The 12,030-nt window shown below is 44.1% G+C and carries 11 protein-coding genes; 9 read left to right on the top strand and 2 right to left on the bottom strand.

From position 1 onward, the window contains the following. The first annotated feature begins 274 nt into the window (after positions 1 to 274). The 4 genes from F6K63_RS08490 (at position 275) to F6K63_RS08475 (ending at position 5,591) form a co-directional block, all read left to right on the top strand. Entirely contained in the window at positions 275 to 1,477 is a 1,203-nt protein-coding gene (locus F6K63_RS08490; RefSeq protein WP_071104065.1) for a 4-hydroxybenzoate 3-monooxygenase, read from the top strand. Between the two features lie 370 nt (positions 1,478 to 1,847). Next, a complete protein-coding gene (locus tag F6K63_RS08485; RefSeq protein WP_287311673.1) occupies positions 1,848 to 2,678 on the top strand; it encodes a DUF3050 domain-containing protein in 831 nt (276 codons plus the stop codon). A 338-nt stretch (positions 2,679 to 3,016) separates the two neighbouring features. Continuing rightward, positions 3,017 to 4,900 carry an aspartate kinase gene (locus F6K63_RS08480; RefSeq protein ID WP_287311670.1) on the top strand — a complete coding sequence of 628 codons (1,884 nt, stop codon included), beginning with the start codon at positions 3,017 to 3,019 and terminating at the stop codon, positions 4,898 to 4,900. Between the two features lie 97 nt (positions 4,901 to 4,997). Further along, positions 4,998 to 5,591: a glutathione S-transferase family protein gene (locus F6K63_RS08475; protein WP_287311667.1), complete on the top strand. Its 594-nt coding sequence runs from the start codon at positions 4,998 to 5,000 to the stop codon at positions 5,589 to 5,591. On the opposite strand, the gene F6K63_RS08470 is transcribed toward F6K63_RS08475, so the two are convergent. Together F6K63_RS08470 and F6K63_RS08465 are read right to left on the bottom strand one after the other, a co-directional pair. Beyond that, positions 5,557 to 5,733, bottom strand: a complete 177-nt coding sequence (locus F6K63_RS08470) for a hypothetical protein (RefSeq protein WP_287311665.1) — start codon at positions 5,731 to 5,733, stop codon at positions 5,557 to 5,559. The two genes, F6K63_RS08475 and F6K63_RS08470, sit on opposite strands and share 35 nt — an antisense overlap. Positions 5,734 to 5,834: 101 nt before the next feature. Next, positions 5,835 to 6,446: a Crp/Fnr family transcriptional regulator gene (locus F6K63_RS08465; RefSeq protein ID WP_287311663.1), complete on the bottom strand. Its 612-nt coding sequence runs from the start codon at positions 6,444 to 6,446 to the stop codon at positions 5,835 to 5,837. A 107-nt stretch (positions 6,447 to 6,553) separates the two neighbouring features. Here F6K63_RS08465 and F6K63_RS08460 point away from each other — a divergent pair, with 107 nt between their 5' ends. The 5 genes from F6K63_RS08460 (at position 6,554) to F6K63_RS08435 (ending at position 11,982) form a co-directional block, all read left to right on the top strand. Next, entirely contained in the window at positions 6,554 to 7,606 is a 1,053-nt protein-coding gene (locus F6K63_RS08460) for a chlorophyll a/b binding light-harvesting protein (RefSeq protein WP_287311661.1), read from the top strand. A gap of 95 nt (positions 7,607 to 7,701) precedes the next feature. Then, entirely contained in the window at positions 7,702 to 9,204 is a 1,503-nt protein-coding gene (locus F6K63_RS08455) for a chlorophyll a/b binding light-harvesting protein (protein ID WP_353812980.1), read from the top strand. Between the two features lie 677 nt (positions 9,205 to 9,881). Further along, complete coding sequence (gene fldA / locus F6K63_RS08445; RefSeq protein ID WP_071104070.1) at positions 9,882 to 10,394, top strand: flavodoxin FldA; 513 nt, start codon at positions 9,882 to 9,884, stop codon at positions 10,392 to 10,394. 419 nt (positions 10,395 to 10,813) lie between these two features. After that, on the top strand, positions 10,814 to 11,551 hold the full coding sequence (locus tag F6K63_RS08440; RefSeq protein WP_008188395.1) for an alpha/beta fold hydrolase: 738 nt from the start codon (positions 10,814 to 10,816) through the stop codon (positions 11,549 to 11,551). Positions 11,552 to 11,652: 101 nt separating this feature from the next. Continuing rightward, complete coding sequence (locus F6K63_RS08435) at positions 11,653 to 11,982, top strand: hypothetical protein (protein WP_287311657.1); 330 nt, start codon at positions 11,653 to 11,655, stop codon at positions 11,980 to 11,982. The last annotated feature ends 48 nt before the right edge of the window (positions 11,983 to 12,030 follow it).

Genomic DNA, 12,030 nt, shown 5'->3' with positions numbered 1-12,030 from the left:
CTATCAGCTATCAGCTATCAGCTATCAGCTATCAGCTATCAGCTATCAGCTATCAGCTATCAGCTATCAGCTATCAGCTATCAGCTATCAGCTATCAGCTATCAGCTATCAGCTATCAGCTATCAGCCTATGGCCAAAGAAGTTTATTTTAAGCTGACCGCTGACTGCTGAATGCTGACCGCTGACTGCTTACCGCTGACTGCTTACAGAGGGTGTTTGTCAAGAAAATGTGATCTCCTTTTATTAAACTATAACTAAAGAGGTAGCTTAAACCATGACTAATAGTACAGCATTGAAAACATCAGTTTGTATTTTAGGCTCAGGTCCAGCTGGGATTGTAGTTGGTAATATACTTCTACAAAATGGGATTGATTGTATCATTGCGGATAGATACAACCGCGAAGAAATATATACGAAGGCGCGGGCAGGTGTGCTGGAAAGCACAACAGTTGACCTACTCAAAAAACATGGTCTAGCGGATACAATTTTCCAAAATGGCTATACCCATGATACCTGTGAATTTCGTTACCCTGATTACAGCGTTGTCTTTGATTACGGAAAGTTAGCTGATGGGGATGTCCATTACATTTATCCCCAAAGCGATCTCAATGACGATCTGATTCAAAGATATCTGGATGCAGGTGGTAAGTTATTGTTACGCCATGAAGGAAAAAAAATTACTCAAACCGATGACGGCGTCATTGTTGAGTGTTACGATAAAGATGGTGACACCACGATCACGATTCATGCTGATTTTGTAGCAGGGTGTGATGGCTATCATGGAATCTCGCGCCAATCAATTCCAGACGGAGCGGTAGACATCTACACAAAACAGCATCCTTACGGCTGGCTGGCAATTTTAGCTTACGCACCACCTTCTGCAACACATGTCATCTATGGCTTGCATCATGATGGCTTTGGAGCTCACATGCCGCGCAATAGCAAGATTTCTCGTTATTACTTACAAGTTTCACTTGATGATGAGCTGAAAAATTGGCCTGATCAACGCATCTGGAGTACCTTGGCAAAGCGTCTGGCGAAAAAGGGATGGACCTTGAAAGAAGGGGAAATCTTTGACAAGCGGATTTTATCTATGCGCAGTTATGTTATGGAACCGTTACAGTACCAACGGTTGTTGATAGCTGGTGATGCGGGTCACATTATTACACCTTGCGGTGGGAAAGGTTTAAATCTGGCGGTACAGGATGCGGGTATTCTCGGAGAAGTATTGGTCAGTTACTACCAGGAAAAACGGGATATTTCTTACCTGAAACGCTACTCGGAAATTCGTTTGCCCTATATTTGGCGTGCTCAAGAATTCTCTTGTTCGATGTTGCATATGCTGCATAAGTCTGAAGAGAAGGATGTAGACAATGTCCGTTTCTTCAATAAGTTGAGTGAATCGAAATTGAAGCAATTGTCTACATCGGTGACATTTGCTAGGGATTTTGCCAGAAATTATGTCGGTATTATCTAGGAAAGGGAATAGGGAGTAGGGAGTAGGGAGTAGGGATTAGGGAACAAAATTATCACAATTCATTAAAGAGCCCTATCTGAGAGGTACACAGAATTTTTTTCCTGTCTTGATGCAATTTCCTTGCTATTCCCTCTTCTATCTTCCCTGTTCGGGTGCATCTCCTAAAAGCTGTTTGACTCGGTGGTGCGTTACGGGGTGGGCTATTTCAATGGTGGCGAAGAGGCAGAAAATCAGGGCGAGCCCACCCCTAACGCACCCTACGCAAAATTTACAAAAGTGAGATACACCTCCCTGTTTCCTGTTCCCTAAAACCGAGGACTTTGTGCCTCACAAAATTAAACAACTCTATAGGTTATTAAGGAGACAAATCATGAAGATTATCGAAATGCAAAATTATAAGAGTTTCGACTATTACACTCAGCTGGAAGAACAACTTAAACCAAGCCGTATGGCTCTGATCAATCACCCCCTTTACCAACAGTTAAATGACTTGGTATCTCTACAGATATTTATGGAGTCTCACGTGTTTGCTGTTTGGGATTTCATGTCTCTGATCAAGACTCTTCAACACCGAGTCACTTGCTTGGATGTACCTTGGGTGCCACCGACAGATATTAATTCTGCCAGGATGGTCAATGAGATTGTTTTAGCTGAAGAGACTGATGAAGTCTCACCAGGAAATTACATCAGTCACTATGATCTCTATATGGTGGCGATGACAGAGATTGGTGCTGATACTAATCCAATCAAAATGTTTATCTCTTCTCTTCGCAAAGGTATTCCAGCTGACCAAACTATAGCCTCTATTTCGATACCTGAATTAACCAAAACGTTTGTTAAATTAACCTTGGAAACTACTACTAAGTCAACCCATGAAGTAGCTGCTGCTTTTCTACTAGGTCGAGAAGATATCATTCCTGCTATGTTCAGACAGGTTATTGCTACTTTAGATAGTCTGTATGGATTTACTTGGGATTCTTTGCGTCTCTATCTAGACAGGCATAATTTTCTGGATGAGGATCAGCATGTTCCGATGGGGAAAAAACTCTTAAAAAATCTTTGTGGTGATGATCCTGTGAAATGGGAGCAAGCTTTCAACTCTGCTGAGAATGCTCTCAAAGCACGCTATGCTTTATGGGATGGTGTAGCTGAGTTGATTCAGGTCAACAAAGATAATGATATAGCGCTGCTTGAGATGTAATACGGCGGTTTGCAATTCAGTTAGGTACAAAGTTCTGGGTTTTTAGGGAACAGGGAACAGGGAACAGGGAACAGGGAAAACAATCCTGTGTAGCTAATAGTTATGCAAACCGCCGTAGTTAACAGGGAACTTCGGAACAGGGAAGGGTCATCGAAATTCCGTGGTATTATAGGGCTCAATCGCTCTTTCATACTGTTCCCCAGAAGTTTCCTGTTACTTGTTTATAGTAATATTATTTTCATAGTAAATCCTTCGATTAGCCATTACTAAAGCAACAAAAACTATTTTATTTTTTATTTAAATCAATTTAAAAAAACTACTTTATCTGAGGCTAGATTATGCTAATTCTTCAAAAGTATGGTGGTACGTCGGTTGGATCAGTTGAAAGAATTAAAGCAGTTGCCCAGCGGGTGAAGCAAACAGTCCAAAATAATAATACTGTGGTGGTAGTGGTTTCGGCGATGGGTAAAACCACTGATGACTTGCTCAGTTTATCGAAAGCAGTCTCGACTAATCCCAGTCGCCGGGAGATGGATATGCTTCTGTCTACTGGAGAACAAGTATCAATTGCTTTGCTGAGTATGGCATTGCAGGAATTGGGACAACCGGCTATTTCTTTAACTGGGGCACAAGTAAGAATTATCACTGATGCTGAGCACGGTCGTGCCAGGATTTTGGAAATTCAGCCAAAGCGAATTCAGCACTATCTCAATCAAGGAACTGTGGTAGTTGTAGCTGGATTTCAGGGTATGAGCAGTGGTGATAATTTTGAAATTACTACTCTAGGACGTGGCGGTTCAGATATATCAGCTGTGGCGTTAGGGGCTGCTTTAAAAGCAAATTTGTGTGAAATTTATACTGATGTTCCAGGCATTTTTACAACTGATCCTCGGATTGTACCAGAGGCACAATTAATCCCAGAAATTACTTGTGATGAAATGCTAGAGTTAGCCAGTTTAGGGGCAAAGGTGCTACATCCTAGGGCGGTAGAGATTGCTCGCAATTATGGCGTACCTTTGGTTGTACGTTCAAGCTGGAACAATGCACCAGGAACTAGGATAATTTCTCCGATAGCTAAACCTCGTTCTCTGAAAGGCTTGGAGATTAACAAGGCAGTATATGGGGTGGAATTGGAGACAAATCAGGTAAAAGTAGTCCGATGGCAAGGGCGGGATCGTTTAGGGGTAACCGCAGAGTTATTTGGTGAGATTGCTCGTGACAATTTGGATGTTAATCTGATTATTCAGTCAATTCAGGAGGACGATGCTAAGGATATTGCGTTGACGGTAGTGAACAGAGGTTTTGAACAAGGTGAGACTTTAGGAGCTGCAGTGAGTGAAACTAAACTCAAAGAGTTGATTACTTCTGCTTTATACGGGGCGACTTGGCAAGGGTCAGAAGAGGTAGAAATGATGGTAGAGCAGAACATGGCAACAGTGGCAATTACTGGGACTGGTATGATTGGGCGTCCTGGGGTTGCAGCTAAAATGTTCTCTACTCTAGCAGAGGCGGGAGTTAATATTGAGATGATTTCTACCTCTGAGTTGAAGATCACCTGTGTGATTAATGCTGAGGTATGCGATCGCGCTGTTGCTGTTTTGTGCCAGGCTTTTGAGATTGATCCTTCTGTAGTGCTTGGACCTGATTCAATTCAGGAGTTTTCTAGCGATTCAAGCCCATCCCCAGTATGCGGTGCTGTGGTTGATCTCAACCAAGCTTGTATCACAATTCGCCATGTCCGAGATCAACCGGGAATGGCAGCAAAAGTCTTTGGACGACTGGCACAGGAAAATATTAGTGTTGATATGATTATTCAGTCTCAACGCTGTCAGAGGCTTAATGGTATCCCCACTTGTGATATTGCGTTTACGGTTGCTCAAGCTGATGCATTAGCTGCATCGATGGCTTTAAAAGCGTTAGCACTAAGTATTGGTTGTGGGGAGATTATAGTGGATACAGAAATCGCTAAAGTTAGTCTAGTTGGGGGTGGTATGGTGGCACAACCCCTGGTTGTGGCTCAGTTTTTTGAGGCATTAGCACAACAGCAAATAACTATTCAGATGATTACAAGTTCGGACACTAAAATTAGTTGTGTGGTTGCTCAAGAAGAAGGAGTTAAGGCTTTAAATGCGGTGCATAAGGGGAGCATCCCGGTGGTTAAAAACTATCCCCAAACCGTTAAGGGTTTGGCTACACCAGCAAAGCCGAGCTACGCAGGCTAATAACTAGGCTAATAAATCGGGCACAATTAAAGCTGACGGCTGAATACTGACGGCTGAATACTGACAAAAATCAGGCAAAAATCAGGAGAAGACAATCATGATCAAACTTTATGATTACCAGCTATCTGGCAATTGCTACAAAGTGCGGCTAATGCTTTCACTACTTGGGTTAGAATACGAGACTGTCTGGGTTGACCTGGACAATGGTGAACACAAATCTCCCGAGTTTCTGGAATTGAATTCCTTTGGACAAGTGCCAGTTCTCACCGATGGAGATTTAATCTTTCAGGATGCCCAAGGTATTTTAGTATATCTAGCACGGCGCTATGCTGACGAAGACTGGCTGCCTTTGGAGGCGGAAGCGATGAGTCGAGTGATGCGCTGGCTATCTACAACTGCAGGAGAGATTCGTCAAGGTCCAGAGTTTGCCAGACTTTATTACAAGTTTAATGTACAAACGGTTAACATCGAGGTAGCAACACAAAAGTCGGCAACTATCCTGACACTGCTCGACAACCACCTCAGTGATCGGGCATGGCTGGAACTGGATCACCCCACAATTGCCGATATTGCTTGCTTCCCCTATGTTAGTCTCTCACCAGACGCCAAGATTTCTCTAGATGCTTACCCCAATGTGCTGTCTTGGATGGAGCGGATTAAGGAATTACCAGGCTACATTGCGATCGCATAGCGTGACCTACGGTCAATCCCGTAGCGTGACCTACGGTCAATCCCGTAGCGTGGCCTACGGTCAATCCCGTAGCGTGGCCTACGGTCAATCCCGTAGCGTGACCTACAGTCAATCCCGTAGCGTGACCTACGGCCAATCCCATAATTTCCTCCCCACCATCAGCCCGTAAATGAATCACGTCGATGGCGCTAGCGGTATTCTTTCCAGGTATGCTTAGTCTAGCGCCATTGATAGCATTTTCATTTATAATTCAGAACAATCGCGCAACACAATACAGTATCGACGAGGACGAGTGATTATTCCTTCTTCCTCAAACTGTTTGATTAGCCTGGTGATGGTTACTCGTGTGGTGCCAATCATCTCAGCTAGTTCTTGATGGGTGACTGGTATATCAATAAGTTGCCCACTACAGACGGGACGACCGAACTTCCGGGCTAACCAACTCAAAAACTGTTGCAAACGCTGAGAGACTCTTGGGGTTCTAATGATAGACAGCAACTCTTCTGTCTGTCGCAGATGGCAAACAATAGCCTCGGATAAGCGGTAAGACTGAGACAAAGACAGACATTGCGCTTTCACCCTAGTCAAACACTCGATCTCGTAAGTTTGCAAGTTAGACAAAGATTTCCCCACTACATCCCCAGCTCCCCAATATCCTAATGTGATTACTGTTCCTTCGTCATTCCAGGTCAAGGTTTTAACCACACCCTGTTGAACTACCCATAGTTGATCAGGTTCTACACCAATCAAGTCACGGCGCTTAAACAGATGAACAGATGGCTTGAACCTAGTGGTGACAGGGTTCTGAGTGACTAATGATTGCTCTGATGCCTTACCCAATCTCCGAATTGTCATGATTCTTAATAAAAATAGGTTTCATTTCATTTAAGCAGTAGTGTAAGCTATTCCAAGTAACTATTGAATATAATTAGCAATAAAAGCCTAGTAGGAGGTGTAGTATAGTGGCAAACACTGCGGAGAGTTCCCGATTAGTAGAGGGAGAGTATGGTTGGTGGGCAGGTAACGCTCGCCTGACGGAGTTATCCGGGAAATTATTGGGGGCTCATGTTGCCCATGCTGGTCTAATCGTTTTCTGGGCTGGAGCAATAACCCTGTTTGAACTATCCTGCTTCAATCCTGCCAAACCCATGTACGAACAAGGGTTAATCCTGCTGCCCCACTTAGCAGCTCAAGGCTGGGGTGTTGGTGCTGGGGGAGCTATAGTCGATACTTACCCCTACTTTGTGATTGGTGTTTTGCACCTGATCTCTTCAGCATTTCTGGGCTTTGGTGGTATCTTCCACGCCCTCCGTGGTCCGGAAACTTTGGAAGAAAAGTCTGCCTTCTTTGGGTATAGCTGGGCAGATGGTGACAAAATGACCACCATCATTGGCATTCACCTGATTCTACTCGGATTTGGAGCTTTCCTACTGGTGGCTAAAGCTATGGCTTTTGGGGGGTTGTACGATCCAGCAGTGCAGAATGTGCGAGTCATTAACAACCCTACTCTCAATCCAGCAGTGATTTTCGGCTATCTGTTTGGTACTGTGGGCAAGAACTGGATTGCTGGAGTGAGTAACCTAGAGGATGTAGTTGGTGGTCATATTTGGGTTGGTCTGCTGTGTATTGGCGGTGGCTTTTGGCACATCAAGACTCAGCCATCTGAGTGGACGCGCGGTCTTTTTATTTGGTCTGGAGAAGCCTATCTTTCCTACAGCTTGGGCGCTTTGGCGCTGATGGGCTTTATCGCCGCGTACTTCTGCGCTGTTAACACCGTAGTCTACCCAGAAGTATTCTATGGACCGGCTTTATCGGTTAAGCTGGGTGTTTTCCCCTACTTTGCCGATCCTAACTCTAGCTCCCTTTCTTGCCGGAGTTGGTTAGCTAATGCTCACTTCTTCCTTGGGTTTTTCTTCCTCCAAGGTCATATTTGGCATGCTTTGCGAGCAGCTGGGTTTGATTTTGGCCGGGGTCAGGTAGTTGAGAATGCGATCGCATCTGAAGCTACTACCTAAATTCAGCTTAATGCAATTAATTCTAATAAAGTGTGTATATAATGGCACTTTATTGACCAACTCAAAATGCAAATAATTCTCAAAGAGGTACATCAATGACAGCAGTAATTGCTGATAGTCCCAACCAAGGCCAAATATCAAAAGTAGGCTGGTGGGCTGGTAATGCTCGTTTTATTGAATTATCCGGTAAGTTGCTAGGCGCTCATATTGCCCATGCTGGTTTGATAGTCCTGTGGGCGGGAGCAATGACCCTGTTTGAACTATCTCGCTACAACCCTGACGTGCCGATGTATGACCAGGGATTAATCTTGTTGCCCCACCTGGCTTCCTTAGGCTTGGGTGTTGGCTCTGGTGGTCAAATTATCGACACCTATCCCTATTTTGTGGTTGGAGTCTTGCATTTGATTTCCTCAGCAGTGCTCGGAGCTGGAGGACTTTATCATTCCCTGCTTACTCCAGATAAATTAACCAAAGATGGCACCTTTGTTGGTTTCTTTGGCTATGACTGGAAAGACTCCGACAAGATGACCACCATTATCGGGATTCACCTAATCCTTTTGGGGGTTGGTGCTTGGTTGTTGGTAGCTAAAGCCATGTTTTGGGGTGGACTATTTGACCCCTGGGCGAGTGGGGGTGGCGATGTACGAGTGATTACCGATCCTACCCTTAGCCCTGTCAAAATTTTTGGCTACTTAGTTGGTGCATCCGGTTCAGAAGGCATGGCAGCCGTGAATAATTTAGAAGATGTGGTTGGCGGTCACATCTGGATGGGTTTGATCTGCATTGGTGGTGGTTTCTGGCATATCTTGACCAAGCCGTTTAACTGGGCACGTGAGGTTTTGGTTTATTCCGGGGAAGCTTATCTCTCCTATAGCTTAGGGGCGCTGGCCTACATGGGAATTTTTGCCGCCTACTTTGTCATGGTCAATGACACCGTTTATCCGGAAGTGTTCTATGGTCCAGTGGGGACTTTAGAATCCAGTGATGGCATCGTGTCTGCTCGCGGTTGGTTGGCAGCATTCCACTTTGTCTTTGCGGTGTTGTTTCTGTTCGGTCATATCTGGCATGCTATCCGGGCGCGAGGAGCAGAAGCTGGTTTTGACTTCAAAAAAGGTGAGCTGATTATCCCTCGGAGTAATCCCCAAGTTGGTGACTTAGCAACCCCAATTAACTCCTCAGATCTTAGCCTTAACTTCCTCAAAAACCTACCTATTTACCGTCCCGGTCTTTCTCCCCTGTCCAGGGGTCTAGAAATTGGCATGGCTCATGGGTATTTTATCTTTGGTCCGTTTGCCAAATTAGGACCGTTGCGGGATTCACAGATGGCAAACTTAGCTGGTGTAACAGCAGCCATTGCTCTGATTGTAATAGCGACCATCGGCCTATCAATCTACGGTACAGTCACCTTTAAGAAAGAGCTAAAAACTGTACCTCGACCCACATTCGTTACCAGGGTGCCCGAGGTACCAGAAACTATCCAAACTGCTGACGGATGGAGTCAGTTTGCTGGAGCTTTTCTAGTTGGTGGCGCTGGAGGAGCGATTTTTGCCTATCTGCTGGTTAATAACCTCAGTATGATTCAGGGAATGATGAGTTAAATAGTTGCTAAGAAGTCTCAACAAATGCTACAGTAATTGATGGAGCATTCTATAGGCTTCTTAAAACAGGAGCTGTCTGGGGCTAGGAAGCGATGTCAACCCTAACCCCATTATCTCTTTTCCCTAGCTTAGATATAACTAACGCTTCATCCGTCCCATAGTGACAGCCAGGTTAAATGCAACCTTGACCTAAACTATGGCAACAGAGAATAATCCCTCCTTTTGGTCTCAGTTTATTGATAAGTTTTTCTGATAAAATTGAAAAGACCTAGATGGCTTTCATAAAGATGGATGCCATAACCTAGATCGATGTCTCAACCTGCCACTAGCATTCACTGCTATTGCTGCCACTTTCGGCAACAGATGCCAATGCTGGAGGAAAGCATACTGACTGAGTCAGTATCAATCGGGGGATATCGAAGACGTAACTGCTTCTGTACTACCTGGCTAACCAGTAAGGACAGCAAGCATACTACTTAGTTTGTCAACAATCTAGTAAGTATATGCGCTACGCGCACGCTGCGCGAACAGCTATCAGCACTCAGCAAGATTTTTAATCAAGTAAAACTTAGGCATTGAGTTGAAGAACACTTTGCCTTTAACTAAATGCTGATTAAAAATAGCTGAACGCTCAATGCTTACAGGATTTAATAAACATCAATCAGGAGTAAATACAAATGTCAAAAATTGGTCTTTTCGTCGGCTCTCAAACCGGTAAAACCGAGGCGGCAGCTGAGGAAATTCAAGAAGGACTTGGCGGTGATGATGTCGTCACTATACATAAAATAGAAGAAGCGGAAAATAGCGATTTTGAAAAGTACGAAAATCTCATCATTGGCTGTCCTACTTGGGATATTGGGGAATTACAAGCTGACTGGGATGGCTACTTTGAGGAGTTAGATAGTATCAACTTCAGTGGTAAGAAAGTTGCCTACTTTGGGACTGGAGACCAGGAGGGCTATCCCGATAACTTTATGGATGCCATTGGTATTCTAGAAGCCAAAATTTCCGAATTGGGGGGTAGCACCGTTGGAAACTGGCCGAATGAGGGTTACGAATTTAATGAATCAAAAGCTCTCAAAAATGGTAAGTTTATTGGTCTTGCCCTGGATGACGATAACCAGTCTGAACTGACTGAAAAACGGATAAAAACTTGGGTAGCGCAACTCAAACAAGAGTTTGGAGTTTAGTTTTTACAACCGTTGTAAGCTGGTAAGCATTCAGCCATCAGCCGTCAGCCGTGAGCTTTTGGCTCACGCTGCTTGAGGTGCTTATTTTATTCAAAAGCAGCTCAAGTAGTGTGCGCTATGGGCATAAACTGTTACCGTAGCCTGGCCATAGGCCTTTGGCTCATAGCTGATAGCTGATAGCTGATAGCTGAATGCTTACACCTGAAAACCGTCTCTCTTTTATAAAGCTAGCTACGTTGATCGTTGACTATTGACCACTGACAGTTGATCGTTAACGGTCAACATTAATGACTTGCCAACAGATAAAAAATTGCTTCACCCCTATTGAAGATTTGTGATTAAAAAATTGCTATAGGTATCCGTTTAGTAATTGTGATAATTTTTGATACCTACTCCCTACTCCCTACTCCCTTTGCTATATGTCTACTCTGCCTGATATCCTTTGGTTGAATGTTAGTCCAAGTTTTCTACGTTTTGATCAGCCTTTAATTCGTTATTTGTCTAAACAAAAGCGAGTTGGCCAGTGGGAGTATCGCCAAAACCAAGATGAACCAACTTCTCTTGATATCGCCCTTACCTTACTTCATGACTATCTCAAAACCTGCGATCATCCTATCCATCTGGTGGGCCACAGCACTGCTGGTTTGGTAGGACTACTCTATAGCCGTAAATATCCTGAAAAAGTCCAGTCTTTAACTCTATTATCAGTAGGTGTTAATCCCGCAGTTGACTGGCAAGCCCACTACTATGTGCAGCTCCAACTTTTACCCTGCACTCGCCAAGTGTTGCTTACCCAAATGGTTAAGAGCCTCTTTGGTCATCACAATCACCATATCACTAAAGGTTTAGTAACCATCCTAGAGCAAGATTTAGCTTATTCTCCCTCTCCTCACTCCCTATATAAACGGGTTAGTGTACCACCAACAGCAGTGCAAGTGCCATTAATGGTATGTGGTTGCAAGGATGACATTATTGTTGATTCTAATGCTTTGCAAGGATGGAAACCTTGGTTAAAAGAATGCGATCGCTTATGGGAATATCCGGAAGGAGGTCACTTTTGCCACTATTTCCATCCCAATCGAGTAGGACGGCAAATCATCCGGTTTTGGGAATCCCTATCATCACCAGTCCCTGAGCCATTAGCAATTAGTACTTAGGTAAGCATTCAGCTATCAGCCATCAGCTGATAGCTGATGGCTGAATACTTAAACTATCTGTAGCATCCATAAATTGAAATCCTATTAGTTAGTAGTTAACCATGTTCCAGATACTTATTTCTCAGGTTATTCAACATTTGGCAACGTTTCTGTGCTGCATAGCTGCTTGGACATTAATCGCAATAGCTTTATGGCGAATTCGGGCGACGTTTCGAGACGGTGTCGCTCATTTGAGACAATTACATCAAATTCCCTGTAGTCGCTGCGCCTTTTTTACTGGAGATTATCGCCTCAAGTGTACAGTACATCCCTCAAAGGCGCTAACAGAAGAGGCTATCAATTGTTATGACTATGAGGCAACTCTCAATCCTACTAGGGTTAACTCACGACGGTGTAAGTGTAGTCATCAAACTACTTCTAAAGTTGTGTGACGATAATGCGTTTAGCTCTGCCGCACCAAAGGCGATTGGCCGTAGGCC

The organism is Moorena sp. SIO1G6 (assembly GCF_010672795.1).
Classification (GTDB): Bacteria; Cyanobacteriota; Cyanobacteriia; order Cyanobacteriales; family Coleofasciculaceae; genus Moorena; species Moorena producens.
This window is presented reverse-complemented; position numbering and strand designations above follow the sequence as displayed.

Coding starts and splice junctions, on each gene's coding strand:
- F6K63_RS08490 (WP_071104065.1), top strand. CDS start 275: ATGACTAATAGTACAGCATTGAAAACATCAGTTTGTATTTTAGGCTCA.
- F6K63_RS08485 (WP_287311673.1), top strand. CDS start 1,848: ATGAAGATTATCGAAATGCAAAATTATAAGAGTTTCGACTATTACACT.
- F6K63_RS08480 (WP_287311670.1), top strand. CDS start 3,017: ATGCTAATTCTTCAAAAGTATGGTGGTACGTCGGTTGGATCAGTTGAA.
- F6K63_RS08475 (WP_287311667.1), top strand. CDS start 4,998: ATGATCAAACTTTATGATTACCAGCTATCTGGCAATTGCTACAAAGTG.
- F6K63_RS08470 (WP_287311665.1), bottom strand. CDS start 5,733: ATGGGATTGGCCGTAGGTCACGCTACGGGATTGACTGTAGGTCACGCT.
- F6K63_RS08465 (WP_287311663.1), bottom strand. CDS start 6,446: ATGACAATTCGGAGATTGGGTAAGGCATCAGAGCAATCATTAGTCACT.
- F6K63_RS08455 (WP_353812980.1), top strand. CDS start 7,702: ATGACAGCAGTAATTGCTGATAGTCCCAACCAAGGCCAAATATCAAAA.
- fldA (WP_071104070.1), top strand. CDS start 9,882: ATGTCAAAAATTGGTCTTTTCGTCGGCTCTCAAACCGGTAAAACCGAG.
- F6K63_RS08440 (WP_008188395.1), top strand. CDS start 10,814: ATGTCTACTCTGCCTGATATCCTTTGGTTGAATGTTAGTCCAAGTTTT.
- F6K63_RS08435 (WP_287311657.1), top strand. CDS start 11,653: ATGTTCCAGATACTTATTTCTCAGGTTATTCAACATTTGGCAACGTTT.